General features: G+C 57.8%; 26 protein-coding genes. 13 read left to right on the top strand and 13 right to left on the bottom strand.

Annotated features, from left to right (window positions below):
- The first annotated feature begins 1 nt into the window (after nt 1).
- Both wecB and AC1MLZ_RS21895 read left to right on the top strand, forming a co-directional pair.
- A complete protein-coding gene (gene wecB / locus AC1MLZ_RS21900) occupies nt 2-1,132 on the top strand; it encodes a non-hydrolyzing UDP-N-acetylglucosamine 2-epimerase (protein ID WP_480962064.1) in 1,131 nt (376 codons plus the stop codon).
- Entirely contained in the window at nt 1,117-1,953 is an 837-nt protein-coding gene (locus AC1MLZ_RS21895) for an alpha/beta fold hydrolase (RefSeq protein ID WP_480962063.1), read from the top strand. Before wecB ends, AC1MLZ_RS21895 begins: the two co-directional genes overlap by 16 nt.
- A 4-nt stretch (nt 1,954-1,957) precedes the next feature.
- On the opposite strand, the gene AC1MLZ_RS21890 is transcribed toward AC1MLZ_RS21895, so the two are convergent.
- Together AC1MLZ_RS21890 and AC1MLZ_RS21885 are read right to left on the bottom strand one after the other, a co-directional pair.
- The gene (locus AC1MLZ_RS21890) at nt 1,958-3,115 is read right to left on the bottom strand and encodes a lipopolysaccharide biosynthesis protein (RefSeq protein WP_480962062.1); all 1,158 of its coding nucleotides are present in this window, start codon (nt 3,113-3,115) and stop codon (nt 1,958-1,960) included.
- A 321-nt stretch (nt 3,116-3,436) separates the two neighbouring features.
- On the bottom strand, nt 3,437-4,516 hold the full coding sequence (locus AC1MLZ_RS21885; RefSeq protein ID WP_480962061.1) for a glycosyltransferase: 1,080 nt from the start codon (nt 4,514-4,516) through the stop codon (nt 3,437-3,439).
- A 149-nt stretch (nt 4,517-4,665) separates the two neighbouring features.
- On the opposite strand from AC1MLZ_RS21885, the gene AC1MLZ_RS21880 reads away from it, so the two are divergent.
- The 8 genes from AC1MLZ_RS21880 (at nt 4,666) to AC1MLZ_RS21845 (ending at nt 11,776) form a co-directional block, all read left to right on the top strand.
- Nucleotides 4,666-5,718 (top strand): 3-oxoacyl-ACP synthase III family protein, encoded by a 1,053-nt coding sequence (locus tag AC1MLZ_RS21880; protein WP_480962060.1) that lies wholly within the window; start codon nt 4,666-4,668, stop codon nt 5,716-5,718.
- Between the two features lie 23 nt (nt 5,719-5,741).
- Nucleotides 5,742-5,963, top strand: coding sequence for an acyl carrier protein (locus tag AC1MLZ_RS21875; RefSeq protein WP_480962059.1), 222 nt, complete (start codon nt 5,742-5,744; stop codon nt 5,961-5,963).
- A gap of 4 nt (nt 5,964-5,967) precedes the next feature.
- A complete protein-coding gene (locus AC1MLZ_RS21870) occupies nt 5,968-7,017 on the top strand; it encodes a 3-oxoacyl-ACP synthase III family protein (protein ID WP_480962058.1) in 1,050 nt (349 codons plus the stop codon).
- On the top strand, nt 7,014-7,778 hold the full coding sequence (locus AC1MLZ_RS21865; RefSeq protein ID WP_480962057.1) for an SDR family NAD(P)-dependent oxidoreductase: 765 nt from the start codon (nt 7,014-7,016) through the stop codon (nt 7,776-7,778). The genes AC1MLZ_RS21870 and AC1MLZ_RS21865 overlap by 4 nt, the downstream gene beginning before the upstream one ends.
- A 3-nt stretch (nt 7,779-7,781) precedes the next feature.
- Nucleotides 7,782-8,591, top strand: coding sequence for an SDR family NAD(P)-dependent oxidoreductase (locus tag AC1MLZ_RS21860; RefSeq protein WP_480962056.1), 810 nt, complete (start codon nt 7,782-7,784; stop codon nt 8,589-8,591).
- Between the two features lie 2 nt (nt 8,592-8,593).
- Entirely contained in the window at nt 8,594-9,244 is a 651-nt protein-coding gene (locus tag AC1MLZ_RS21855) for an acetyltransferase (RefSeq protein WP_480962055.1), read from the top strand.
- Nucleotides 9,245-9,249: 5 nt separating this feature from the next.
- Nucleotides 9,250-10,425, top strand: a complete 1,176-nt coding sequence (locus AC1MLZ_RS21850) for an aromatic ring-hydroxylating oxygenase subunit alpha (protein WP_480962054.1) — start codon at nt 9,250-9,252, stop codon at nt 10,423-10,425.
- 136 nt (nt 10,426-10,561) lie between these two features.
- Complete coding sequence (locus tag AC1MLZ_RS21845) at nt 10,562-11,776, top strand: glycosyltransferase family 4 protein (RefSeq protein WP_480962053.1); 1,215 nt, start codon at nt 10,562-10,564, stop codon at nt 11,774-11,776.
- Nucleotides 11,777-11,780: 4 nt separating this feature from the next.
- Here AC1MLZ_RS21845 and AC1MLZ_RS21840 read toward each other — a convergent pair whose 3' ends face one another.
- The 7 genes from AC1MLZ_RS21840 to AC1MLZ_RS21810 form a co-directional block, all read right to left on the bottom strand.
- The gene (locus tag AC1MLZ_RS21840; RefSeq protein ID WP_480962052.1) at nt 11,781-12,830 is read right to left on the bottom strand and encodes a glycosyltransferase family 2 protein; all 1,050 of its coding nucleotides are present in this window, start codon (nt 12,828-12,830) and stop codon (nt 11,781-11,783) included.
- Entirely contained in the window at nt 12,814-13,728 is a 915-nt protein-coding gene (locus AC1MLZ_RS21835) for an NAD-dependent epimerase/dehydratase family protein (protein WP_480962051.1), read from the bottom strand. The genes AC1MLZ_RS21840 and AC1MLZ_RS21835 overlap by 17 nt, the downstream gene beginning before the upstream one ends.
- A gap of 16 nt (nt 13,729-13,744) precedes the next feature.
- Nucleotides 13,745-15,022 carry a methyltransferase domain-containing protein gene (locus tag AC1MLZ_RS21830; RefSeq protein WP_480962050.1) on the bottom strand — a complete coding sequence of 426 codons (1,278 nt, stop codon included), beginning with the start codon at nt 15,020-15,022 and terminating at the stop codon, nt 13,745-13,747.
- The gene (rfbG, locus tag AC1MLZ_RS21825; protein ID WP_480962049.1) at nt 15,019-16,137 is read right to left on the bottom strand and encodes a CDP-glucose 4,6-dehydratase; all 1,119 of its coding nucleotides are present in this window, start codon (nt 16,135-16,137) and stop codon (nt 15,019-15,021) included. The genes AC1MLZ_RS21830 and rfbG overlap by 4 nt, the downstream gene beginning before the upstream one ends.
- Nucleotides 16,128-16,901 carry a glucose-1-phosphate cytidylyltransferase gene (gene rfbF, locus AC1MLZ_RS21820; RefSeq protein ID WP_480962048.1) on the bottom strand — a complete coding sequence of 258 codons (774 nt, stop codon included), beginning with the start codon at nt 16,899-16,901 and terminating at the stop codon, nt 16,128-16,130. Before rfbF ends, rfbG begins: the two co-directional genes overlap by 10 nt.
- 87 nt (nt 16,902-16,988) lie before the next feature.
- Nucleotides 16,989-17,594, bottom strand: coding sequence for a sugar transferase (locus AC1MLZ_RS21815; RefSeq protein WP_480962047.1), 606 nt, complete (start codon nt 17,592-17,594; stop codon nt 16,989-16,991).
- Between the two features lie 3 nt (nt 17,595-17,597).
- Nucleotides 17,598-18,740 carry a DegT/DnrJ/EryC1/StrS family aminotransferase gene (locus AC1MLZ_RS21810; RefSeq protein ID WP_480962046.1) on the bottom strand — a complete coding sequence of 381 codons (1,143 nt, stop codon included), beginning with the start codon at nt 18,738-18,740 and terminating at the stop codon, nt 17,598-17,600.
- A 572-nt stretch (nt 18,741-19,312) separates the two neighbouring features.
- Between AC1MLZ_RS21810 and AC1MLZ_RS21805 the strand changes: the two genes are divergently transcribed.
- The 3 genes from AC1MLZ_RS21805 (at nt 19,313) to AC1MLZ_RS21795 (ending at nt 22,214) form a co-directional block, all read left to right on the top strand.
- Entirely contained in the window at nt 19,313-19,495 is a 183-nt protein-coding gene (locus tag AC1MLZ_RS21805) for a helix-turn-helix domain-containing protein (RefSeq protein WP_480962045.1), read from the top strand.
- A gap of 535 nt (nt 19,496-20,030) precedes the next feature.
- Nucleotides 20,031-20,396 (top strand): hypothetical protein, encoded by a 366-nt coding sequence (locus AC1MLZ_RS21800; RefSeq protein WP_480962044.1) that lies wholly within the window; start codon nt 20,031-20,033, stop codon nt 20,394-20,396.
- Nucleotides 20,397-21,266: 870 nt separating this feature from the next.
- The gene (locus AC1MLZ_RS21795; RefSeq protein ID WP_480962043.1) at nt 21,267-22,214 is read left to right on the top strand and encodes an acetyl-CoA carboxylase carboxyltransferase subunit alpha; all 948 of its coding nucleotides are present in this window, start codon (nt 21,267-21,269) and stop codon (nt 22,212-22,214) included.
- Nucleotides 22,215-22,421: 207 nt separating this feature from the next.
- Here the strand turns inward: AC1MLZ_RS21795 and rfbA are convergent, their stop codons facing one another.
- Genes rfbA through rfbC form a run of 4 tightly spaced genes read right to left on the bottom strand, consistent with a single transcriptional unit; the run spans nt 22,422 to nt 25,938 of the window.
- Nucleotides 22,422-23,360: a glucose-1-phosphate thymidylyltransferase RfbA gene (gene rfbA / locus AC1MLZ_RS21790; protein ID WP_480962042.1), complete on the bottom strand. Its 939-nt coding sequence runs from the start codon at nt 23,358-23,360 to the stop codon at nt 22,422-22,424.
- Nucleotides 23,357-24,298, bottom strand: a complete 942-nt coding sequence (rfbD, locus tag AC1MLZ_RS21785; RefSeq protein WP_480962041.1) for a dTDP-4-dehydrorhamnose reductase — start codon at nt 24,296-24,298, stop codon at nt 23,357-23,359. Before rfbD ends, rfbA begins: the two co-directional genes overlap by 4 nt.
- Nucleotides 24,295-25,350 carry a dTDP-glucose 4,6-dehydratase gene (rfbB, locus tag AC1MLZ_RS21780; RefSeq protein WP_480962040.1) on the bottom strand — a complete coding sequence of 352 codons (1,056 nt, stop codon included), beginning with the start codon at nt 25,348-25,350 and terminating at the stop codon, nt 24,295-24,297. Before rfbB ends, rfbD begins: the two co-directional genes overlap by 4 nt.
- Nucleotides 25,351-25,359: 9 nt before the next feature.
- Nucleotides 25,360-25,938, bottom strand: coding sequence for a dTDP-4-dehydrorhamnose 3,5-epimerase (gene rfbC, locus AC1MLZ_RS21775; RefSeq protein ID WP_480962039.1), 579 nt, complete (start codon nt 25,936-25,938; stop codon nt 25,360-25,362).
- Nucleotides 25,939-26,105: the final 167 nt, after the last annotated feature.

Raw genomic sequence — 26,105 nt, 5'->3', positions numbered from 1 at the left:
CATGAAACGCATCAAGGTTATGACCGTGGTCGGCACACGGCCCGAGATCATTCGGCTGTCGCGGGTGATGGCGACACTAGACGTAAACGTTGATCACGTGCTGGTTCATACAGGCCAAAACTACGACTATGAACTCAACCAGGTGTTTTTTGATGACTTAGGACTGCGCAAGCCTGACCACTTCCTGGGCGTTGCAGGCGGCACCGCAGCAGAGACGATCGGCAAGGTCATCATTGAGGTCGATAGGGTGCTCGAGACTGTTCGCCCAGACGCGATGCTAATTTTGGGCGATACTAATTCTTGTCTGTCGGTAATACCCGCGAAGCGGCGTCGCATCCCTGTCTTCCACATGGAAGCGGGAAACCGCTGCTTCGACGACCGCGTGCCTGAGGAGATCAACCGGCGCATCGTGGATCATTCGGCTGACATAAACATGCCGTATTCTACTATCGCACGCGATTACCTACTTGCCGAGGGCCTGCCGCCCGATCGTGTTGTCAAAACCGGCAGCCCGATGTTCGAGGTGCTCTCGCATTATCGTCCTGCCATTGAGGCGTCACGCGTCCGGGATGAGCTCGGCGTCGAGCTCGGCCGCTATTTTGTTATTAGCGCGCATCGTGAGGAGAACGTCGATTCGGAGCGAAACCTACGCCGCTTACACGAGACGCTGAATGCAATCGCGACCACGTACGGCGAGCCGATTTTGGTCAGCACCCATCCGCGTACCCGCAACCGGATCGAGGCTCACGGGCTGAAGTTCGCGCCTGAGGTTCGCCTGCTGAAACCGTTCGGCTTTCTTGATTACAATGCATTGCAGATGCATGCACGCGCCGTGCTTTCCGACAGTGGCACGATCAGCGAAGAGAGTTCCATCCTTAATTTTCCGGCGCTTAATATTCGCGAGGCACATGAACGTCCTGAGGCGATGGAGGAAGCATCGGTAATGATGGTCGGCTTGGACCATACACGCGTACTTCAAGCATTAGAGATACTTGCAACGCAGGGCCGTGGCGACCTCCGCACGCTACGCCTGGTTGCTGACTATTCTATGCCTAACGTATCTGCCAAGGTCTTGCGCATTATTCTAAGTTATACTGATTACGTAAATCAAACGGTGTGGAAGGCGTACTAATTACTTCATCTGATCCGCGCCTGACTAGTCGGCTGCTCACCTGCGGCCAGCGGGACGCGCCGCTACTGCTGTGCATTCACGGAGGCGGCTGCAACAGCGACTATTTCGACATACGCGGCTTTTCCGTCGCGCGAGCGGCAATGGCCAGCGGCTTCGACGTACTGCTCGTTGACCGGCCGGGCCACGGCGGCAGTGCGCCCCCCCGGACGGCTCACCCGATCGACGAGGCTGCGGATCTGCTGCCCAGGCATCTGGCACCGATCATGGCGCCACGAGTATCGCGTGATCTTGTCGTAATCGGCCACTCGATTGGCGGGGCAGTCGCGCTGACCCTGGCAGCTGAAGCGCGATTGGCTATCCGTAGTGTGGCGGTGTCTGGCATCGGCAGGACACCCAGCGATGCAGCCTGGGCTTGGCTGGCCACGCAGGCTAAGCTAAAAGGGTCCAACTTAGAGCCGCCTTCGGAATTCTTCTTCGGCCCCGAAGGAAGCTATGATTGGCGCGGGCCTATCGCATTGCGCAAAGTGGTCGAAACCTGGCGCCCCGACGAACTACAAGACGTTCGCATCGATTGGCCGACACGGTTTGACGCCGTTGCTGGCAAAATTGACATACCTGTAGCGTTCCACCTTGCTGAGTACGAACGGATTTGGCGCGCCGGCACGCAGGACGTGGCGGACGCGGCCGCCCGCTTTACTCGCGCGTCGTACGTTAAATCGGGTGTGCTGCCCGATGGCGGGCATTTGTACGAAATCCACAAACGCGGAGCAGAGCTTGTAGCATTACAGCTCAATTTCTTGAAAACTAGCTGCCAAAGCTAAACAATTATGCAAAGGTGGTCATCTTCGTGTGCCGAGTGCGCTGGCCAATACGTATAAACGTGATCGCGCAACACGCAGTAACACAGTAACCTGCGGTCACCCCCAACAAGCCCGCCTCCGGCGTGATTTTACGCAATATAAATACTATCAGTAGGTTGGTCGACGTCCCTAACGCAATAAAGATTGACCAGCGGCGAAATTGTCCCGATGCAACATAAAGACTAACCAAGAAAGCATTAAGTGTACCAGCAGTAATTGCAAAAGCGGCAATTATTGGCTGCATTGGTCCATAAGAAATCACGTTGCGGAAGATCGGAATCCAAGGCGCAGCGACATAAACCAGTGCGAGGCTTCCTAGACCAAAGGCGCCACCACATACGGCTACCAGGAAGGTGAGCCTCCAAGTTTTGGCAGGCTGCCCGGAATTTGCATAGCGCACCAGAGTCTGGAAAAAATAGCCGCTGATCTGGGTTGGTACGAACAGGAAGATGTTGACCATTTGCAGCATGACGCTGAACAGCCCGATCGCACCAATCCCGGTTGGGCTGTCTTTGAGCAACGCGAGGCTAAGAAATTGGCCAGCAGTTAGGATCGTACCTGCAGTCGACGCGGCAAACCAGTCGGGTCCAATTGCACGCAATGAGAATGTATGGGGCCGCGTCCGCAGGCAACGTCTACGTCCAAAATCTCGCCAAATACCCCAACACCCAATTGCGGTCTGCGTCATAGCAGCGAGCCCCATCCCAAGAACCGCAAGTTCTGCAGATCGCCATTTTACCGCAACAACGCATGCCAGCAGCACTAGCGCTCCGAATGCCATGTTGGCGATAGTCAAGTAGCGGAAGCGTCGGCTGGCAAGCAGAATTCCACTTGATACTGCCGCAACGTGGTTCGCAAATACGCTTGCCGCGGCAAGGGCGAACAGCCTCCAGAACGCGCCGTCACCCAAGCTCAGCCGCGAAGCCGGATAAGCGAGCAACACAGCCAGCGCGACGCTGCCTAAGGCAGTCAGGAGAGTGCAATAGGCGAGCCAACGCACGAGTGCGCGAAATTCGCCAGCGGAACGCAGGTAGGCGACGGAGGCGTTGCGCAGGGCCACAGTGCCTAATCCACTGCCTATAAACGCACTAAATAGGGTGACGAAGCTGATAGTTGCGGCCACGGGTGCGAACCCAGCAAAGCCTAGCGAAGTAGCCACCAGCAGTAGCCCGACAGTATTACCCCCACGCGCACCAACAACACCAGTGAAATAGAGCGCGCTGGGAAGCAGCGCTCGCACACGTAGAAATGCGTTTCGGAAAAATAAAGCATTAGCCATTAACTGTCACCGATAAAAGTCGCGCCAATGAGTACCACCTTAACGATGGAAGCGCCTTTTTCTCGCTAACCTTCAATACTTTTGCTTTATTTATTCGGTAATGACTCCCGATTGTCAATCCTCTTGATTTCTGATTTATAGATATGACTGAAACAACCGGCATTGTTACTGGGCCAACGCCTGTGCATAGGCGTAAGCGCTGGCATAGCGTTGCGCCACAGATTGCGGACTAAATTCAGCAGCGACGTGTGCACGGCCGCGTGTACCCATCGCCTTCCGCTCCCCTGCGTCCGCGGCGATCGCACGCGTCAGCATAATCGCCAGTCCGTCGGGTGTACCTGGGCCGCGCCAGCCCAACGACAACGTTTCGATCTCTGGCCAAGGCACGCCCAGCGTGGTCAACACGGGCGTTTGTAGCGCTAGCGCCTCGGCAACCACGTAGCAGAAATTTTCTGACCGACTAGGTACGGCCACGACATCGGCGTCGGCGAGAAAACGCCAACGATCGTTACCGAACAAGGCAGGTACAAACACGATACTGGCACATCCCGCGGCAGCGGCGCGAACTTCGGCAGCATAGGCCGGGTCTTCGGCCGGGCCCGCAATGTGTAAGCTCCAGCCTGCCGCTGACTCGCCCAGCAAGCGCCAACTCTGTACCAGTTCTAACACGCCCTTGATCGGATGGATCCGGCCAAGGAACGCAACCGTCCGTCCCTCGCCACTGGGGGGAAGGGGGGGCTCGGGGATCGTCATAGGGTGGGGCACGTGCACTACCGGACGTCGCAACCCCATTGCCTCGACCTCCGCCTGCTCCGCAACCGAGTTGACGATGAAAAGATCGTTGCGCCGGATCGCATGACCAAACAGCAGCGTCCATGCAGCTCGCTTGCGGGCACGATGAACGGCCAGGGCGGGAGCGGCGAAACTGCCATGAGGCGAGTGTACGAATGCACGCGCCTTCCGGCGGATCAGCAACGGCGCCAGCGCAGGCAGCCGCCAAGGCACATGGCTGTGCACTATCGCACAGTCGCCTGCCAAACTGCCAAGTTGCCCCGGCAGCGCACGCGCTTCGCACGTGACTAGGCGGACACGCGGATCGACGTCACCCGGCCACCCGCCATTTACCACCAAGCAGACGTCCATGCCCTCCTCGGCCTGCGCAGCGACGATCTCTCGCAGTGACGTGGTCACACCCATGGAGTCATGGACGCTGGTTGCGATGACGTGAATGATCTGCAAAGACAAGGACCTCGTGTCATCTGGCGCAAGACGTGCACCAAATAGGCCGCCTCCGTATCAGTGCGCCTCATCAAAGCAAAGCACGTGGCAAATTGTGCATGGACGGATCGCAGCCCGGCTCTTAAGAGCTGCTGCAGCGGACCGATTGATTGAGCATGCCCCCCCCCCCATCGCTCCTAAAAGGACGCGCCATCCCCGCGCATATCGCTGGAATAGCAACCTACCTGCCCGAACAGATCCTGTCGAACGACGCTCTCGCCGCGCTTTATCCGTCGTGGCCCGCCGCTAAGATTTTGGAAAAGACTGGCATCCACGAGCGTCATATTGCAGCTGACGACGAGACTGCGACGGACCTTGCTTTCGCCGCGGCGTGTCGGCTGTTCGATAGCGGGGCGGTCGAGCGCGCAGACGTCGATTTCCTGATCCTGTGCACCCAAGCCCCTGATTATTTGCTGCCCACATCGGCGTGCATCCTCCAGCATCGGCTAGGACTGTCGACACAGATTGGTGCGCTGGATATCAACCTCGGCTGTTCGGGTTTCGTCTACGGCTTGTCCCTAGCCGCCGGGTTGATTGCGAGCGGCGCCGCATCGACTATCCTCCTGCTGACCGCCGATACTTATTCCAAGTTCATTCATCCGCAGGACAAGAGCGTGCGCACGCTGTTCGGCGACGGAGCGGCTGCGACCTTGATCTGCGCTGGCGAGCCCGATGATATAGCGAGAATTGGGCCGTTCGTGTTTGGAACCGACGGCTCAGGCGCCCGCGACCTGATCGTCGAGGCAGGCGGTGCCCGATGCCCGCGCAGTACGCTAACCGCAGAAGAAACGACCGACGCGACCGGTAACGTCCGTAGCCGTGACAATCTCTACATGAACGGTGGCGCGGTGCTCAACTTTACGTTGCGCGAAGTGCCGCGGGCCGTTTTGGCGCTGCTCGACAAGACGCAAACGACAGCCGAGGACTATGACCGGTTCGTCTTGCACCAAGCCAACAAGTTCATGCTCGACGCACTCCAGAAGAAGCTGGCGGTGCCGCCAAAGCGCGTCAGCCGGCATTTTGAGCGGATTGGCAACACGGTTTCGTCGACCATTCCCTTCGTCTTGGAGCGTGAAATGGCTGATGGGGGCTGTTCCCCCGGCACCCGCATGATGCTAGTAGGCTTTGGTGTCGGCCTGTCGTGGGCCGCTGCGTCCATAGTTTTTTGAACGATTTTACAGCGGAGAAGCACGTGAGCGAGTTCTACGAAGGCCTGGCGGAAATTCTTGAGGTCGATACCGCGGAAGTGAAACCCGAGCTCACACTGGGCGAAAGCTGGGATTCACTGGCCATCGTCTCCACCATCGCGCTGATCGACGACGTGTACGACATCCAGGTGCGTCCAGAGAAGCTGGCGGATTGCGAGACGGTCGGCGATGTCGAAAAGCTGGTTGCGGCTGAGCAGGGCGCCTGATCGCATGCACGGGAAGACCGGCCAACAAGCACAGACGCGCGGCGCACGTATTGCGGGGGTGGTGTCTGCACTCCCCCCAAAAGTGATCGAGAACGATTCGTTCGTTGAGCGTTTCGGCGATGGCGTTGCCGAGGTAACAAAGATGACTGGCGTCAAGTCCCGGCATGTTGCCGAGGATGGCGTGGCGACATCGGACCTGTGTTTCGCGGCCGGTCAGCGGTTGCTAGAGGGTCTTGGCTGGGAGCCGGAATCGGTCGACGGGATCATCTTTATCTCGCAGTCGCCCGATTATCCATTGCCTGCAACCGCCTGCCTGTTGCAGCAGCGTTTTGGCATGCGCACCACTACGGTGGCGTTTGACGTGAACTTGGGTTGTTCCGCCTATCCCTATGGTCTGTGGCTCGCGATGAGCTTGATTCAAACCGGTGCACTGAACCGCGTACTGATAGCCGTCGGCGATATCAATACCCGCGCCAATGACCCACTCGATCGATCGGTGGCGATGTTGTTCGGCGATTGCGGCGCAGTGACAGCACTGGAGGCGGGTGACGAGAATGACGTTGCACACTTCCTTCTTGGCACGGACGGCCGCGGCGGCGATAATCTGATTGTACCTGCCAGCCGTCATCGCGACCGAACCGGCGACGAACGTTTTGCCGGGCGCAACCTGGACATGGTCTACATGGACGGTGCCGAGATCTTTAATTTTACGTTGAAAGCTGTTCCAGCGCTGGTGCGCGAAACGATCGAGTTAGCTGGCGTGCCGCAAGAGGACTATGCGAGCTTTCTGTTCCATCAGGCCAATACCTTCATGCTCAATCACTTGGCCAAAAAGGCAAAGTTGCCTAAGGACAAGGTCCCGATCAACATGGACCGCTACGGCAACACATCGAGCGCGACCATTCCGTTGGTCATGACGACCGACGTCGCCGACCTGCTGAAAAGCGGACGCCAGCGCATCGCTATGTTTGGCTTCGGCGTCGGCTACAGTTGGGGGTCAGCGTCGCTTGAGATCGGGCCGCTCAAGGTTTGCGAAACGGTGATTGCCTCTTGACCGCCTTTGCCCCCAATTGTCTTGCCGGACGCCATGTGCTGGTGACCGGTGCATCCTCCGGCATTGGCCGGGCAGCAGCCGAACATCTGGCGGCACATGGTGCACGCCTATCATTGGTCGCACGCAATCTTGAGCGGCTAGATGCTGTACGCATCGGCCTCCCCGGCAATGACCATTCGATCCATCAGATCGACTTAGAGGGCGCAGACTCGACTGCCGACGCGATCGCCGAGATCGTTAAAGATCGGGGGGCGTTTGACGGTGCGTTCTATTCGGCCGGTGCTACCCTAGTGCTGCCGATCCGTCTGCTTAAGGACAAGCACCTTGACGAGGTGTTTGGTGCGGGCGTTTATGGCGCGTTCGGCATGGTTAGAGCTCTGTCAAAAAAGGGTGCGATGACCGACGGCGGTTCTATCGTCGTCATGTCGTCGGCCGCTGCACTGCGTGGTCGCCCAGCGCTGGGCGCATATTGCGCGGCGAAGGCAGCGGTGGACGCGATGGTCCGCTGTGCCGCCCTGGAACTGGCTGGACGCAAGATCAGGGTCAATTCATTGCGTGCCGCGGCGGTAGAGACACCACTGCACCACGATTACATGGCTTCCATCGGACCTGAGGCTACGCGCGATTATGACGAGCGGCACCCGCTTGGCTACGGCCAGCCGGTCGACGTCGCCAATGCGGTGCTGTTTCTGTTAAGCGACGCATCGCCCTGGATCAGCGGCACAAACTGGGCGGTTGATGGCGCCGCGGCGGCGAAGTAGCCAATGACGGTGCTCGGCAGCCGCGCTCCGGTGGAGCCCTCTCACTCCTCACGTCCAGTATTCCGGCACGACTGCCTTGAGGGGCGCAAGGTGTTCGTCACCGGCGCGTCCTCGGGGATCGGCCGTGCCGTATCCATTGCGCTCAGCCGATGCGGCGCGCGCGTTGTTCTGAACGGACGCGACGCGGCTCGGCTGCAAGAAACGAAGATGCTGCTCGAGGGCGATGACCATGCGATCGCACCTGGAGCGTTGAGCGATGCTGACGCGACCGCTGCGCTTCTGAAGAGCGCAGCAAAGGACGGTGCGTTCGATGGGATTTTTCACGCCGCCGGTTTCTTCCAAGTGTTGCCCGCCAAGATCACCAAGCAGGCGCAACTCGATGCCACCTTCAATGCCAGTGTATTTGGTGCCTATGGCATTGCGCGTGCCGCATCTGCCAAAGCGGTGCTCGCCAATGGGGGATCGATCGTGTTCATGTCTTCGATCGCAGGCGAGCATGGCAGCGCTGGGCTTACAGCGTATGCGGGGGCCAAGGCCGCGATATTGGGCCTTACCCGCGCGCTCGCTATGGAGCTTGCGCCCCGTCTGATCCGCGTCAATGCGCTTCTGGCGTCAACGATTGAGACCGAGATGCACGAGCGTACGATGAAGAACGCTCAGATGGATTATGTTGCCATGAACTTGGCGCGTCATCCGCTCGGCTTCGGCAAACCGGCCGCGATCAACGATGCAGTGACATTCCTGTTGTCTGATGCATCAACTTGGGTGACCGGCGCGACAATGGCGGTCGATGGCGGCTATTCGGCAGGATGACTATGACTGGACGGACGATCATCGTAGGTGGGGGCGGGTTCGCACGGGAGCTGTACTTCTGGTTGCGTGACTGTACTGATGCGGGAACATTGCCGCCACTGACTGGCTATCTTGATGATGCCGGTGACGTACTGCACAACCGTGGTGCCTACGACATGGCGTTCCTTGGCTCGGTCGAGGATGTCTCCCCACGCGAAGGTGACCGTTTTGTGCTTGCTATTGGGAGCCCTTCCACCAAACGGCGTATCGTCGGCAAACTCGCGCCCCGTGGTGCGGTGTTTCCCACGATGATTCATCCGACCTGCACTGTCACCGGTACTGCTACGGTCGGCGAAGGCGTGGTGTTGTGCCCGGGATGCATTCTCGGTCCGGATTCTACGCTGGAGCGCTTCGTCACGTTCAATACCGGATCGGGTACCGGCCATGACTCGAGCGTCGGTGAATTCTCGGTGCTTGCTTCGCGCGTAGCGATCAGCGGCTATGTCCGGATCGAGTCGGATGTTGGCATAGGATCGGGCGTGGTGCTGCTGCCGAACGTCAAGGTTGGTCGCGGCGCGGTGATCGGCCCCGGATGCGTCGTCTATCGTTCAGTAAGGTCCGGAACGACGCTGTACACCCCGCCCCCCAAGCAGCTGCGGCTTAATAAGGACTAGCTCCTATGATTGCCAAAAATGCTTTCCTAGACGAGGACGTGCTCAGCCAGGAATCGACGGCGCTGTTTATGAGTGGCTTCGTGTTTGCAGGGCTCGCCACAGAGCTTGCAGCCGACCGCGACTTCGTGACAGTCGACATGGCTGGTGCCGCGATCGTCGTGCAAAACTTCAAGGGCGAACTCCGCGCCTTTCAGAACGTCTGCGCACATCAGTTCGCAAAGGTGCAGTTCGACGTTCGCGGTAACCGCCCGCTGATGTGCCGTTACCACGGATGGAACTATGATGCCTCCGGCTACCCTTTCGGAATTCCCAAGCGTTCGGAATACAAGCTGGACGACGTCGATACCAAATGCCTCTCGCTGAAAGCCTACCGGGTCGAAAGGTGCGGTATCTTTGTCTTCATATGCGAGGTGGACTGTGCGTTCGACCTTCCAACGTGGCTTGGCAGCTTCAACCAGACGCTGGCGGACCTGAGCCAGCATATCGGACCAGAGTACAAGTTTGCGGAAATCCCCCATCGCGCGAACTGGAAACTGTTGGTCGAGAATGTGCTCGACAACTATCATTGTGCAACTTTGCATCCGACAACCTTCCTAGCCGACGGGTTTTGCAAAAACCCGCCCGAGCAGGTGGTCATCGACGGCCCGCACAGCAGCTTCCACGTACCGCGCACGCCCGTCGCGCGTGAGGAACAGGAGCGCCTGCGTCGGCGGTTCCTATCGCACCTCAGTGGCCGCACGCTGACCCATGATAGTTATTTCCACATATTTATCTTTCCCAATCTGTTCGTGGCGTCAACGGAAGGAACGACCTTTTTTGTCGGCCAAGCGCTTCCGGCCACCGCAGGGCTGACCAATTTACGCCTGCGATACCTAGAGCCCGCCGGCCTACCCGCACGCAGCCGCGGACGTCAGGACATGGTAAATCAGACCTATAGCGAAAACGGCCTCAAGATTATCGTTGAAGAGGATCTCCCGGTACTAGAAACCGTACAACAGGGACTAGCGATCAGCGATCGCCCGGGGTTCATCGGCGACGGCGAAGTACGCATCCGCGCTTGGCGCGAAAGCTATACGCTGAGCATGACGGCAGGTTTGAATGCGGTTCTGCCTGTCGCCAAGGCCGCAGCGATCACTGACGTGGCCTCAGAAAACGCCCATGTCCATCATACTGCAACATGACGCCCTAGACATGAAACAGATCGCTATACGAATGCGCCGTCTGCCCATGTTCTATGCACTGGAACAACGGGTCGTGTGGTTCCATGAAGCGGTCGGCGTGTACACGCCGCGGCCCTCCCAGCGCTGAGCAGCTTCGTTGCGCATTCTTTTACTGACTCAGTGGTTCCAGCCTGAGCCGACCTTCAAAGGCTTGGCCTTCGCTAAGGCGCTTCAGGCGCGCGGGCATGAAGTGGAGGTCCTGACGGGCTTTCCTAATTATCCGGGTGGCACGGTCTATGATGGCTACCGCGTGCGCGCGATGCAGCGCGAGGTGATGGATGGCATCCGCGTAACCCGCGGCGCTCTGTACCCTAGTCACGACCAATCGGCATTCCGCCGCATTCTTAATTATTGCTCGTTTGCGGCCTCGACCACGCTGCTCGCGCTTTCGTTGAAACGACCGGACGTGGTCTATGTCTACACGCCGCCAATGACGGCGGCGGCTGGCGCCGTCGCACTGCGGCTGCTGCGCCGTGTGCCGTTCGTCACAGACGTGCAGGATCTGTGGCCGGACACGCTTGCCGCGACCGGCATGGTCCACCACAAGTGGATGATGAAGGCAGTCGGTGCGTGGACGAGTTTCGTCTTTCGCCGAGCAGCGCGCGTGGTGGTCCTTTCGCCAGGATTCAAGCGCGCACTAGAAGCGCGCGGCGTCAAGACGCCGATCATGGTCATACCTAATTGGGCACCGCAGGAGATCGTCGAGCAGGCAAAGGCCATTCCCGCGCAGCCTTCCGTCCCGCGTTCGGCAGGGTTCAACATCCTGTTCGCCGGCAACATGGGCCATGCCCAGGCATTAGGCGTCGTGATCGAGGCAGCAAAGCAGTTGCATGATCGCGCACCCGACGTTCGCTTTACGCTGATCGGTGGCGGGGTCGAGCGCAGCGTACTACACGCAGCAAGTAGGGCGGCAGGGCTAAAAACGGTCACCTTCCTGGAACCACGCCACCCGAAGGATATGGGCCCGGTGTTCGCCGACGCAGATGCCTTGCTCGTCCACCTGCGCGACGATCCGCTGTTCGCAATTACCATCCCCTCCAAGACCCAGGCATATCTGGTGGTTGGCAAGCCGATCCTAATGGGCGTGCGTGGTGACGCGGCGACGGTCGTTGAGGAAGCCAGGGCGGGCATGACTTTTGCACCCCAAGACGCCGATGCGCTAGTCTCTGCTATCCTGAGCCTACGTGCGATGCCTGTCGAAGCGCGAGAGACAATGGGCCGCGCCGGCGCTGCATATTACCGTGATCATATGTCGTTCGAGGCCGGCGTGGCAGCGATGGACAAGGTGCTTCGCGCTGCCGCCAACCAGTGAACACCTAAAAGCCGCTAAGCAAAAACCGAGCGGCCCGGTACCTGCCGGGTTGATCTTGGGGAAGTGCGAAACCTAATATTGTCTCTGCTTCCTGATGAGAGACATCGACGCCCCAGAAATCACGGGTCTCTGCAAGATTGCGCGCGCTGATCATGGGAGCGAGGCGCATATACCATTTAGGCACTTCGCGACGGGTCAACGCCTGACGGACAAGATGCCCGTCGAGTAATGCCTCTCGCGCGATCTTGGGGTCCAACGACTGATTTTGACCCAGCCGCATGCTGGCAAGCGTCTGGCGACTCTGTTCGAGCCGCAACAGCGCGGCAAATCGGATGTAGAACCAACAATCTGACGGCCAGTCTTCCCTGTAAAAGCCTCCAATTTCCAGCGCCGCCTCGCGTCGGAAGATGAATCCAACCATGTTGCCGAGAAGCGGAGTCCAGAAGAAATGACTTGGTCGGATTTGCCTACTAGGACGCGTGCGGTAGCGGTAGAAGGTCAAGGCGCCATATGCTGTACGATGAAGGACTGAGCGCCGCTGCTCAACGGGCGCCGCGCCGTCTACGAAAGACCGTTTGCGGCACGCCAATCCGTCAATCTCTGGATTGGCATCGAGATCGATGAACATGCGCTGGAGGAAATTGGCGTCAAGCAAGTCGTCGTCGTTGAGGATAGTCAGCCACGGCGCGCGAGACAGTTCAATGCCGCGATTGAAATTTCCTATCCAACCCATGTTTTCGGCGTGAACGAAATAACGGTAGTTCGCTGCTGCCAGAGCGGGGATCTCATCGAGCAGTTGCTGATGACGTATGGACTCAGGATCGTTATCAACAATTACAATCTCGAAGGCGTTAGTCCAGTTCTGCGCGAGAACGGTCCGCAGCGCGTCGACCAACAATTGTCCGCGCTTGAAAGTCGGTACGATGACCGACACCACAGGCTCCCGCATATCGGCCCCGCGTCCGACCAACTTGCTTTCAACGCCGCACCATTGTGCAAAGCCATCACGATATTCTAGCCCAGTCGTCCGGTGCCATTCATCGAACTTGCTCATACGACGCCTCCCCTGCCATGCGCCCACGCCGGGCCGCCACGGCGGCTACAACGCCCTCACGGATCGAATATTTCGGGCGGAATCCGACCTCATTCGTCAGCCGCGTTACCGCCGCGCGCATGACCTGTGGCTCACCCGCCTGGAGCGGCCGGTCACCAAAATGCAGAAGCGCTGCGTCCCCCGCCTGCGCTGCGGCGATCAGCGTCAGATCGCGAACCGAAATCGTCTCGTCCAGCGCGATATTAACGGGCCCCTCGACCGCGCTGTCTAGCAGACCCACTAGCGCGGCGGCGGCGTCGTCAACGTGAATGAAGGGGCGCACCTGCCGCCCGGAACTCAATGCCACTGGTAGTCCCGCTGCCACTCCATCGACAACTTGGCTCAGCAGGCGATCAGGTTTGTCGTGCGGCCCGAAGGGAAAAAAGATCCGTGCCCAACCAATCGACAGCGGCGCCAGTGCTGGAGTATTTGATAGCATCTCGTAAATCGCACGTTTAGCAATGCCGTAACCGCTGTGTGGCCGCAGCGGCGTCGCCAATTCGTCGAGCAATTCGTATGACCAGTCATACTCCGCGGATGAACCGGCGACGACCGCTCGCACCCCGCCGACCTCTTGAAACGCGAGCACGAGTTTGAGAGTGGCGGCTACCCACGCAAGGTTTTCGACGCCATTCCACAACGTCGCGCGGTCCGGGTTCCAGGCAAGATGGACGAGGCGACTAGGCGCGAGAGCGTGCAACAGCGGACGGGGATCGTCGTGAAGCAGGTCGAGCGGACGAAACCCTAAACCCTTGATCGGAGTACGGCCGATCACGACTACATCGTCGCCGCGAGCTTGCAACACCTTGGCCACGCCTGCGCCAATGAACCCACTTGCACCGGTCAAGATCGTCGTCACGTCGCGCGTCTTTGCATCAAAAGACCCGAACTTCGGGAATTGCAGTGATGAACTGCCCACCCCAATCGCGAATATGCGCCATTTGACCTGCGATTTCGTGACTGAGATTCCACGGCAAAATGACGAGATAGTCTGGACGCCGTTCGTCGATCGCATCTGGCGTCAGGATCGGTATGCCACTGCCCGGCATGAACCTACCCGCCTTAGCCAAACTACGATCGGCGATGAAGGCCAGCGTGTTGGGCCCTGCCTCGCAATAGTTGAGGAACGTATTTCCCTTGGCGGCCGCACCATAGCCTGCCACGGTCTTACCCTGCGCATCTGCAGTAGCGAGCAAGTCGAGAAAGTCCCGACGGATCCGCGCAACCCGGTCGTTGTAGCCGGCATAGCCCTCTGCCCGGTCCAAGCCCGATGCGCTCTCCGCGCTTAGGATACGCCCGACCGCCTCAGTCGTCACATGCTCGGCTCCGTCGTGACAGATAAAAACACGCAATGACCCGCCATGCGTCTCGACCTGTTCAACGTCGAACACCCGCATGCCTTTGTCAGCGAAAATACGCTTTACCGCGACCAGTGAGAGATAGGTGAAGTGCTCATGATAGATCTGGTCGAACTGCAGCCGCTGCATGGTCTCTAACAGGTGCGGGAACTCGACAGTAAAAACGGCTTCGGGCTTCAGCAGGATCGCCACTCCGTGAGCAAAATCGCCAATGTCGGGTACATGCGCCATTACATTCTTAGCGCTGAGATGGTCGGCACGGACGCCGCGCTCTACCAAACGCTGAGCAAGCGATGCGCCAAAAAAGTCGACTTCGGTTGGAATGCCCGCATTAATCGCCACTTGCGCTACGTTGGCGGCGGGATCGATTCCTAGCACTTGAATATCGCTTTGCGCAAAATAGTTTAGCTGATAGCCGTCGTTACTAGCAACTTCGATGACTAAGTCGTCGCTCGTCAAGGCAAAGCGATCAATCATTGCTACCGCATAGTCACGGCAATGTGATAGCCAACTTTCCGAATAGGAAGAGAAGTAAGCATAATCGGAAAAGATGTCCTCAGCTGGCACGACCCGATCAACCTGCACCAGCCAGCAGCTCGGGCAGGCGCGTGCATGTAGGGGATAGTGCGGTGCAGCAAGCGCATCCTTGCCGGTTGCACCGTAGTTGTTCGACAGTGGTTGCTGGCCCAAATCTATCCAGCTGATGACTAGGGGGGTTGCGCAGTATTGACATGCCGGCGTTGTCTCGGCCTGCGTGCTTGCGTTACCATTTCCGGTGAGTTGCTCGCCGATCATGCATGTATCCCAACAGGTTGCGTCGCCGGACCGTCTTCAGTTGCCGGGTCTGCGGCGCTATAGTCGTCAATCTGCTGCAGGCAAAGCGCTCGCATGTCCTCGCCGTGGCGCCATGCTTTGTGCCAAGCGACAATTCGCTCCAGCGCGGTATCGAGCGACCAACGCGGTTGCCATCGCAGTGCTTCGTAGGCCTTGGAAATGTCCAGCTTGAGGAAACGTGCCTCGTGCGGATGGAAACCAGCGTCGCGTTCCCACAGCGCACCTTTACCCCATTTAGCGATCATCTTCTCAACGATCCATTTTACAGGCTTTGCATCCTCGTCGCGGGGACCAAAGTTCCAGCCCTCGGCGTGGACATGACCATCCTCGTACAGTCGCTGCGCAAGTGTCAGATAGCCTGACAGCGGCTCAAGTACGTGTTGCCACGGTCGCGTCGACAGCGGGTTACGGATCCGCACCGCCTCGTTCGTATCAAACGCGCGCAGAATGTCGGGCACTAGCCGGTTCTGTGCTCCATCGCCGCCGCCAATGACATTGCCCGCCCGCGCCGACGCGACCGCGGCGCCTTGCTCATCATGAAAGAATGATCGACGATAAGCCGACGTCACCAGCTCGGCGCAGCCCTTGCTGTTACTATACGGGTCGTGTCCGCCCATCGGCTCGTTCTCGCGGTAGCCCCACGGCCATTCGCGATTTTCATAACATTTGTCGGTTGTTACTACGACCAATGCCCTGAGGGCTGGGATGCTGCGTGCCGCCTCAAGCACGTGTACCGTGCCCATCACGTTGGTCGCATAAGTGCCTACAGGATCGCGATAGGACAGCTGTACCAACGGCTGCGCCGCCATGTGGATAACGATTGCAGGATCGAAAGCCTCCATGCTGGCCGCTAGTAATGGGAGATCGCGGATATCGCCGATCTCAGATTCCATCCCCTCGCTAACGCGCGCGATGGTGAATAGGTCAGGATCAGTGTCGGGGGCCAGCGCGAATCCCTTCACCACCGCGCCCATCGCCTGCAGCCAAAGCGACAACCAGCTGCCCTTGAACCCAGTATGGCCGGTCAAGAATACGCGCTTGCCCGCCCAGAAGGTGGGATCGACCATCAGCGCCATACCTTCCACGGCGCCTGCCGGCCTGCCCACAGCTGCTCAAGATGAATTTTGTCGCGTAACGTATCCATGGGTTGCCAGAAACCAGAATGACGGAATGCCATCAATTCTCCATCCGCTGCCAACTTGGCCAGCGGTTCTCTTTCCCAGATCGTCGTATCATCCGCGACCTGGTCGAGCACCTTGGGCGACAGGACGAAATAGCCGGCGTTGATCGAACCGCCGTCGCCCTCGGGCTTTTCCAGAAAGCTGGCGACCCGATCGCCGTGCATATCAAGCGCGCCAAATCGTCCTGGCGGGACTGCAGCTGTCAGCGTTGCCTGCCGACCGTGCGCCTTGTGAAAAGCAATCAACGCGGTGATGTCGATATCCCCGACGCCATCGCCATATGTCATGCAAAAGACCTCTTCGTCGCGCAAGTGATCAGCAATTCTGCGCAACCGGCCGCCGGTCATGGTCTCGTCGCCGGTATCAACTAGCGTCACGTTCCACGGCTCGACCCGACGCTGATGCACCTCCATCCGATTTTCGTCCATGCGAAAAGTGACGTCAGACATGTGCAGGAAGTAATTAGCAAAATACTCCTTAATAACATAACCTTTATAACCGCAGCACACAATGAAATCATTCACTCCGTGGGCCGAGTATATTTTCATAATATGCCATAGTATTGGCTTTCCGCCAATCTCAATCATTGGCTTAGGGCGAAGCGAAGTCTCTTCGCTAAGCCTCGTACCAAGGCCTCCAGCGAGAATGACGGCTTTCATGTAAGTTTCCTACTCATCATGGCCAACCGCTTAGGCGGGCAGGTTTGCTAATTTAAGAAAGCCGAAAAAGCCCAAATGTTATAGACCTTATGAGTTTTTTCTTTCAGTTCCAAAAAACTCAGTCATTGTCCTGACATTATCGACATTGATATCCTGCCGTTTTAATACCCGCAACACTGTTAGCCATAGAATTTTTATGTCAAGCCACAACGTCTTGTGATCGACATACCAAACATCAAGAACAAACTTGTCTTCCCAAGAAATTGCGTTGCGACCGTTGACCTGAGCCCAACCGGTGACGCCAGGCTTCACTTCGTGGCGGCGCATCTGTTCGAGCGTATAACGAGGTAGGTAGCGCATTAGCAGCGGCCGTGGCCCAACCAAGCTCATGTCACCCTTGAGGACGTTCCACAATCCCGGCAACTCGTCGAGACTAGTCGAGCGCAGGAAGCGTCCGACCCGCGTTAGACGAAACTCATCCATCAGCATAACCCCATGCTCATCCCTCCGGTCGGACATAGTTCGAAATTTTATCATGCCGAACGGACGACAGTCGAGGCCGGGCCGCTGCTGACGGAACAGCAAGGGGCGCCCCATGCTAATCCACACCGCGACGGCAGTACCAAGGATGAACGGCGAGAGCAGCAGCAACCCCGCCAAGGCACCGATCACGTCTATAAGGCGCTTCGACACGTCTCAGCGCTCCACAAGTCTGTGAATGAGCCCACATACCCGTTCAACGTCGTCATCAGTCATCGCAGATCCCGACGGTAGGCAAAGCCCGTCGGCAAATGCCCGCGCGGCCACCTCGCCACCCCGGTACGGTGCATCAGCAAATACCGGCTGCATGTGCATTGGCTTCCATAGCGGGCGGCTCTCAATGTTTTCGGACTCTAGCTCGAGCCGTATCGCCTCGCGGTCAAAACCGGTCAAACTAGCATCGATCCTCACTGTAGTAAGCCACCGGTTAGCGCGCATGTCCGTTACCTCCGGACTAAACGCGAAACCCGGCAAGTGACCTAAGTGCTTACGGTAGCGCGCATTAATCCGTCGGCGCTGCTGTACCCGGATCTCTAACACGCGCAGCTGGCCTACACCGATCGCCGCACACACATTGCTTAGTCGGTAGTTGTAGCCATAGGTGGTATGCTCGTAGTGAGGCGCCGGATCGCGCGCCTGCGTCGACAGGAAACGCGCGCGTTCGATCATTGCACCGTTATCACTCGCCAAGGCCCCACCGCCTGACGTGGTGATGATTTTATTGCCGTTGAACGACATGATCACAAAATCTGCACCCTTACCCGCGTGCCGACCAGCCCGATATGCGCCGACTGCTTCGGCCGTGTCACTGATCCAAACAAAGCCGTATTCATCCCGCAGCAGCGCCATACGCCTACTATCAATGACATGCCCGTAAAGGTCAGTGGTTATAACTGCTTTAGGGTTCCTGCCCCGCGCTTTAGCAGCCTTAAGCTCCGTTTCTAGAAGATCGAGGTCGAGCAAGAAATCATCCCCATCGACGTCCAGAAAGACAGGAATGGCACCGACGTACATGATCGGCGCTACCCCGCCGATGAAGGTCATAGTCGCACCCCACACCTCGTCCCCTGGGCCGATATCGCAAAGCCGCAGAGCGAGATGGAGCGCGGCGGTACCGCTTGAGAGTGCTGCAACATGAGCAATACCGGTCAATTCGGCCAGCTTTTCCTCAAAGAGAGTAACCATTGGCCCGGTCGGCGCGATCCAATTGCTGGTGAACACGTCCTCTACTAGACCACGCTCATCTCCCCCCATGTGGGGAGACGAGAGGAACAACCGATCAGGTCCGCTCTGCTTCACGCTTGAACTCCAGCGACGATATGCCGCGCATGCAGGCCATGGATGGCTCCCGAGTACATTTCAACTAGGCATGCACGCTTTGAAAGCTGTATGCCGCCACTCCTCCTTGGCGATTGCGGCCTTTCGAGGCCCGGAGGGCAACCGCAGCTACGTTGGTGACGGAGCATTATGTCATCGGCATGCTTTCGGCGCGGCCGGTCTATTTTCAACGTTGGGATGCACAAATCGGACGCGAGAGCGAAGGGATGGTCAACGCCATCATGCCTCGTCGTTCTTATCCTAAGCAGCGCTTCCGAACCGACATGGGCGCGCACCCGCAGTAACATTGCGCCAACAACCTGTAGGCTATGCAGTCGCAGGGGCGGGCTGATTTTACGAGCGCCATCTCTGTCTTTTCCACAACCTTCATTCGGTGTCCGTGAATGTGACAGCGTCGACGACCACATCGTGCGCAGCCTCAAGTCAGCTTCATCCTTAAGCTTGGATCATGCGACTGGATTTGCGAACCTTCTGGGTTGAGCGAGATGGCCTATCTTGCGACTTATACCAATTGAAATTATTAGCCTTCGCCAATGCGCAACCTTGAGCCCATGCAACGTGCCGTCGAACTTCATGCCCAAGGAGTATCTACAGCAGCTATCGCCAGCCGTTTAGGCGTATCTCCGAGGCAGGCCGCCAGATTTCTTAAATATGCTCGTGAAACTATATACACGAATTCAAATAAAGAGACAATTGATATCAATTTTACTGAATAATAGATTCATCACTTTGGCTGTTAAAGCGTAGGTAGCATAAGACTGTTATTTGGTTGGACTCATACCTGGTATATCCGGTATTGGATGATTATTTACTATAAGTCATATCCCTCTAGTGGGAGCACGAAGGAATGGTCGCTGACCGCACCGTACCTGCGTCCTTACGGGCTCGAGGCGCGATTTCCTTGTCTAGTGCCGCCATTCGTTTTTCGAGTCGGCCAGCATGTCATTGACCATCTGCTACGTATCTCGACGCCAACCAACGTTGCTTTTGCTGGTACACGGCGCCTAGGGCGGCGGGCCGTTCAGCATCCACCGCCACGGCACCCTCGTCTTTTTGATGTAAAGAGAAAAGTTGAGCAGTTCGAGAAGGCATGCGTGAGTTACCCTGCGTCTCCGCGTTGCCGCCCGCCCGGCACAACGCCGCTCGCCATAGCTAAAACCGTTCATTATCAATTCGATTCACCCGATACCAAGACAACCACTTAAGGTTTCGAGACCGGTATGCTCCTTGCTTTTGCGATCGATCCCGGCTTTGGCCGCGATCATGGACATTCCCGCGCAGTATCACTCGCTCATCATCTGGATTGGGGACGGCACCGGTCTCCCGGACTCCATCCTTCATATCCATGCTGGTATGACAGTGTTAATGATGGTTCGCCTGATAAGCCGAAAATCACTGGGGACGTTCGTGCCGTTCGCCTTTGTCGTACTTGCCGAGGGAGCAAACGAGACAATGGATTATCTAAACTACGGCATGCGATGGACTGACACCCTCTTTGATGTCGGCAACACATTGTTCTGGCCCTTAGCAGTCAGTTTTGGCGTAAGGCTACGGCCGATGGCAAGGCAGGCTACACCAGACTTGAATAGTGCTACCCCAAGCCTTACGACGACTTAGAGGTGTTGTCATTATAGATAAGTCTAGTCAGTTTTATGGACACGAATAACAAACCGAAGATTGATTACAAATTTAGTTCTGTCACTCAAAGATTGTAAATATTGAAATGACTTGCGATCAGTGGGAGTTATCCGCAGCATGATTGAATGTCATTTCACGATATAGGGTCGATTGCCCTCTCCCGCTCTCTCCTGAGAGCACTAGGGGCTGCGTCATACGTCTGGCAGAGGGCGCCATGCTCTGCACCCAAATTTACAAGACGGGGCTGGACGTTGCTCGCTTCCGCCGCCTACGGTCTACGTATGAAAATTTTGTACCTTTTTTTCTTGCCGTCGCTGGCAGTGCTTACGGCGTGTTCAACTGACCCTCGTCTACCGGTAGACTATATGGGGAGAATCAAAACGCAGGCAGCTGTGCCAGACATGGCGGCCTGTATCGGACGGTCCGTAGCAGTCACTCCGGTGCCCTCTGAGGACGGGTTAGTGATCGATGCTCCCAATGCGCAACCGCCCCGCCGCTACATCGTGATGCAAGCGAAAGAAGAAACAGTCGTGATAATTCAGGGTCATTATACGTCTGATTTAGCCGCATCTGACACCGCTGCAGTCAAGTGCGCGATGCCAGTTCGCTAACGACCGAAATACATATAGACGCTGTCCCGTCGCCTCAGAGCATTCTCACGGATCATCGGTACCGGCTGGTCAAAGCATGTTCCGCTGGCTAACTTGCCCCCGATCGTGCCAGCACATGTCCACGCAAAGCGTCCGCAACCTATCTGGTGGCGCGTAATGTGACTTGCGCGCGCTACACTTGATGCTTGCGCATCGCCGGTACGTTGACCTGACGCCGCTCAAGACGTAACCGTAGGACGTGGCAAACTTCCTCGCTTTCGAAAAACCAATTGCCGAACTTCAAGGTCGGATCGATGATCTTCGAAATACTGCCGCTGAGGGCAGCATTGATCTCGCCACCGAGATTACCCGTTTGCAGGTGAAATCTGACAATCTTCTAAAAGACATTTTTACCAACCTGACGCCGTGGCAGAAGACGCAGGTCGCTCGACATCCTGAACGTCCACATTTTAAAGACTACGTCGCAGCACTTTTTACCGAGTTTGTCCCGTTAGCCGGCGACCGCGCATTCGGCGATGACCAAGCTATCATTGGCGGTTTCGCTACGTTCAGGAACCGCAAGATCATGGTGCTCGGTCATGAAAAGGGCGACGATATTGCCAGCCGCCTTCGTCACAATTTTGGCATGGGCAAGCCTGAGGGTTACCGCAAGGCGATCCGCCTCATAGATCTCGCAAGCCGGTTCGGCCTGCCAATTATCACGTTGGTTGACACGTCCGGCGCATTCCCTGGTATTCAGGCGGAAGAGCGCGGCCAAGCCGAAGCAATTGCACGCTCAACGGAGACCTGCCTCAACGCCGGTGTCCCAATCGTTTCAGCAATTGTGGGCGAAGGCGGCTCGGGCGGCGCTGTCGCACTCGCCGCTGGCAATCGTGTGATAATGTTCGAACATGCAGTTTATTCTGTCATCAGCCCCGAAGGCTGCGCTTCTATTTTGTGGCGCGCAGCTGATAAGGCGCCCGAAGCTGCCGAAGCAATGCGCATTACTGCGCAAGATTTAAAATCGTTCGGTGTCATCGACAATATTGTTCCGGAGCCGCTTGGTGGCGCGCATCGCGACCGTGCAGCCGCAATCGGCGCGCTCGCTGATGCACTTTCCTTCGCGCTGACAGACCTGATACCGCTGACACCAATGGAATTACGAAAAGATCGTCAGGCCAAGTTTTTAAAAATGGGTCGCATCTAAAGGTTTAATGGCAATTAATGCGGGCGTACGATTGCTTGGCAATGCTACGTCAAGATTATGGAATTTACTGCGCAATAATGCCATTCTAGGCGTCACCTTTGGTAACTATTACAAAACTTTAGAACATTCTATTTATTCTGTATGGAGCTATATTAATGGTAATATTAATGAGTTATATTTTTTACATACCTAGCTAATTTGCATTTGTTACATATTGTATATGAGATTTTCGTTTATAGCTAAATGTCTTTCTTCTCGTTTCTTACTAGATCGATCAGATATCTCGTTAGCTGCATTTACAATTGCCTTTCCATAAGCAGTATTACTGAAGCGTTTGCCGGCTTCCCTTGCCCTTTCTACAGTAATGAAACCCTTATGTAATGCTATTTCCTCTAAACACGCAACTTGAATGCCTTGGCGGTGTTGAATTGTACGGATGAATTCAGCAGCTTCAAGCAAGCTGTCGTGCGTCCCAGTGTCAAGCCAGGCGTATCCACGGCCCATCTGTTCAACGAACAGATCTCCCGCTTCCATATACAGGCGATTGAGGTCAGTAATTTCGAACTCGCCGCGCGGCGACGGCTTGAGGTTGCGGGCGAATTGCACGACCCGGTTGTCGTAGAAATACAGGCCCGTGACCGCATGGTGCGACTTGGGCTTTGCCGGCTTTTCCTCGAGGCTGACCGCCTTGCCGCCTTCGCCGAACTCGACCACGCCGTAGCGCTCGGGATCCTCGACACGGTAGGAGAACACCGTCGCGCCGCCCTTGCGCGCGACCGCCCTCGCCAGCAGATCGGTCAGATGTGCGCCGAAAAAGATGTTGTCGCCGAGCACGAGCGCGACATCGTCGTCGCCGATGAAGTCCGCGCCGATCGTGAACGCCTGGGCGAGGCCCTCAGGGCGGGGCTGTTCGGCATAGGAGATCGCCAGGCCGAATGCCGACCCGTCGTCGAACAGGCAACGGTAATTGTCGATATATTCGGGGCTCGAGATGATCAGGATGTCGCGGATTTCCGCGAGCATCAGCACTGACAGCGGATAATAAATCATCGGCTTGTCGTAGACCGGCAGCAGCTGCTTGTTCACGGCAAGCGTTGCCGGATGGAGCCGCGTGCCGGATCCGCCGGCGAGAATGATGCCCTTCATTGGGGAATGTCCTTCTTGGGGGCCCCGAGCAGTTCGTCGAGGATGTTGCCGAGCGCGGTCTGCCACGCGAGCGGATGGATGCCATAGTCGCGCGTGATCGCGTCATGGCTGAGCAACGAGTTTGCCGGTCGCGTCGCAGGCGTCGGGTATTCGCTGGTCGGGATGCCGTCGACCTCGGCGCTCGCCCCGCCGCGCGCGGCGCTCTGCGCGAAGATCTCACGCGCGAAGCCGGCCCAAGTGACCGCGCCGGCGTTGCTGAAATGATAGATGCCGGTGGGGGCGGCGAGATCCTCGACGAGCCGCATCGCGATCGTCGCGAGCGCAGCGGCGAGATCGGCCGCGGACGTCGGGCTGCCATGCTGGTCGTCGACCACGCGCAGACGCGGATTGGTCGCGCCGACGCGCAGCATCGTCTTCACAAAATTGTTGCCGTGCGCGCTGACCACCCAGGCCGTCCGGACGATCGCGTGGCGTGCGCCCGAAGTCCGTACCGCGAGCTCGCCGCCAAGCTTGGAGGCGCCGTATACGCCGAGCGGCGCGACCGGATCGTTGACGTCCCATGCGCCTTCGCGCGCGCCGTCGAAGACGTAATCGGTCGAGACCTGGACGATCGGGATCGCCGCCTTCGCGCATGCCTCGGCAAACGCCGCGGGCGCCATCGCGTTGACCGCCCAGGCGGTGACGATGTCGCTCTCGGCCTTATCGACCGCGGTATAGGCCCCCGCGGAGATCACCGCGGCCCAGGGCGCGCCGTCATGGCCGCCCGCGACCATCGCGGCGATCGCCGCGGTATCGCGCAGGTCGAGCTCGTCGATGTTGATCGCGGTGACCGCCCAGCCCTCGGGCCAGGCATAGCGCTTGAGCTCGGTACCGAGCTGCCCGTTCCCGCCGGTGACGAGGACGTGCTTCATACCCCCAGCTGCGGAAGCATCGCTCATACCGACAGCCCACGACGCTGGTCCGCCTTGTGCTCGGCGACGATCGCCTGCCACCAGTCCTGATTGTCGAGATACCAGGCGACGGTTTTCTCGATGCCCGTCTCGAACGTCTCGGCAGGCTCCCAGCCGAGCTCGTCCTTGATCCGGGTCGCGTCGATCGCATAGCGCTTGTCGTGGCCGGGGCGGTCGGCGACATAGGTGATCTGTGTCGCGTAGGACTGGCCATCGGCGCGCGGGCGGAGACGATCGAGGATTATGCAGACGGTCTTCACGACCTCGAGATTCTGCCTCTCGTTGTTTCCGCCGACATTGTAGGTCCGGCCGGGCTCGCCCTTTTCGAACACCGCGTGCAGCGCGCGGACATGATCCTCGACATACAGCCAGTCGCGGACCTGATCGCCCTTGCCGTAGACGGGCAGGTCGGCGCCCGCGAGCGCCTTGACGATCATCAGCGGGATCAGCTTTTCGGGAAAGTGATACGGCCCGTAATTGTTCGAGCAGTTGGTGATCAGCACGGGCAGACCAAAGGTGTGGCCCCACGCGCTGACGAGATGGTCCGACCCAGCCTTTGACGCCGAATAGGGCGAACGCGGATCATAGGGCGTCTCTTCGGTGAACAGCCCGGTGTCGCCAAGCGAGCCATACACCTCGTCGGTCGAGATGTGGTGGAAGCGGAACGCCGCCTTCGCTGCGTTGCCGAGCGACAGCCAATAGGCACGCGCCTGGCTCAGCATCGTGAAGGTGCCGATGACGTTTGTCTGGACGAACACGCCGGGGCCGTCGATCGAGCGATCAACATGGCTCTCAGCTGCAAGATGCGTGACGATCTCGGGCTTGAATTCGGCGATCGCCGCCTTGACCGTCTCGGCATCGCAGATGTCGCCTTTGACGAAGTGATAGCGGTTCGAGCTTGCGACGCGTTCGACCGTCGACAGCGTGCCGGCATAGGTGAGCTTGTCGAAGTTGAGGACTTCATGCTCGGTGTTCTCAATCAGGTAACGGACGAGGGCCGAACCGATGAAGCCGCCCCCCCCGGTGACGAAAATGCGCATGTGTTATCCTCAGGCCAGTGGCGCTAGCGGGCGGTCGTTATAGGGGAAAGGGCTGTCAAAATCGGCAAGTAGCGGCTGGGCCGCGTCCTTGACGCTCAGCTCGGGAATAGTAGTGGCCAGCATAGGCCAATCGATGCCGATTGCCGGGTCATCCCAGCGAATGCCGCCATCGCTTTCGGGTGCGTAGGTGTCTGAGCATTTGTATATGACTTCGCAATTACCCTCGAGCGTTACGAAGCCGTGTGCGAAACCGATCGGAATAAAAAGCTGCTGGCCGTTCTCGGCTGAGAGCTCGGCGCCGACCCAATGCCCATAGGTAGGCGATCCCTTACGAATGTCGACTGCAACATCAAAAATTCGCCCCCGGATGCATCGCACCAACTTATCCTGCCCGCGTGGCGGTGTCTGGAAATGCAAGCCGCGTAAAGTGAATGGGGGTACCGACAGTGAATGGTTGTCTTGAACGAAGCTGCAATCAATGCCGAACTTTGCGAACGTAGGCTTGGCATAGGCCTCCATGAACCACCCTCGATCGTCACCGAAGCGCTTGGGCAGAATTAACCGGACCGGAGAATATGCATTATCCATAGTGAGAGCTAACCTGCCTTACCAAATTCAACAACGCGAAGTTTCTTCACTTCGATGGGTTAGCATCGGCAACCGTGACTGGTGGGTCGACACGTTTTTAGGCTATCTTTAACAGCCGCTAGCGGATCAGTGCCCTTGGCGCTGCAACCAGTTTAGACGATCACGCC

It is taken from the genome of Sphingomonas sp. PEI4 (genome assembly GCF_056679955.1).
This window is presented reverse-complemented; position numbering and strand designations above follow the sequence as displayed.

Coding starts and splice junctions, on each gene's coding strand:
- wecB (WP_480962064.1), top strand. CDS start 2: ATGAAACGCATCAAGGTTATGACCGTGGTCGGCACACGGCCCGAGATC.
- AC1MLZ_RS21880 (WP_480962060.1), top strand. CDS start 4,666: ATGCCCCCCCCCCCATCGCTCCTAAAAGGACGCGCCATCCCCGCGCAT.
- AC1MLZ_RS21870 (WP_480962058.1), top strand. CDS start 5,968: ATGCACGGGAAGACCGGCCAACAAGCACAGACGCGCGGCGCACGTATT.
- AC1MLZ_RS21860 (WP_480962056.1), top strand. CDS start 7,782: ATGACGGTGCTCGGCAGCCGCGCTCCGGTGGAGCCCTCTCACTCCTCA.
- AC1MLZ_RS21855 (WP_480962055.1), top strand. CDS start 8,594: ATGACTGGACGGACGATCATCGTAGGTGGGGGCGGGTTCGCACGGGAG.
- AC1MLZ_RS21850 (WP_480962054.1), top strand. CDS start 9,250: ATGATTGCCAAAAATGCTTTCCTAGACGAGGACGTGCTCAGCCAGGAA.
- AC1MLZ_RS21840 (WP_480962052.1), bottom strand. CDS start 12,830: ATGAGCAAGTTCGATGAATGGCACCGGACGACTGGGCTAGAATATCGT.
- AC1MLZ_RS21830 (WP_480962050.1), bottom strand. CDS start 15,022: ATGATCGGCGAGCAACTCACCGGAAATGGTAACGCAAGCACGCAGGCC.
- rfbG (WP_480962049.1), bottom strand. CDS start 16,137: ATGGCGCTGATGGTCGATCCCACCTTCTGGGCGGGCAAGCGCGTATTC.
- rfbF (WP_480962048.1), bottom strand. CDS start 16,901: ATGAAAGCCGTCATTCTCGCTGGAGGCCTTGGTACGAGGCTTAGCGAA.
- AC1MLZ_RS21805 (WP_480962045.1), top strand. CDS start 19,313: ATGCGCAACCTTGAGCCCATGCAACGTGCCGTCGAACTTCATGCCCAA.
- rfbA (WP_480962042.1), bottom strand. CDS start 23,360: ATGAAGGGCATCATTCTCGCCGGCGGATCCGGCACGCGGCTCCATCCG.
- rfbD (WP_480962041.1), bottom strand. CDS start 24,298: ATGAGCGATGCTTCCGCAGCTGGGGGTATGAAGCACGTCCTCGTCACC.
- rfbB (WP_480962040.1), bottom strand. CDS start 25,350: ATGCGCATTTTCGTCACCGGGGGGGGCGGCTTCATCGGTTCGGCCCTC.
- rfbC (WP_480962039.1), bottom strand. CDS start 25,938: ATGGATAATGCATATTCTCCGGTCCGGTTAATTCTGCCCAAGCGCTTC.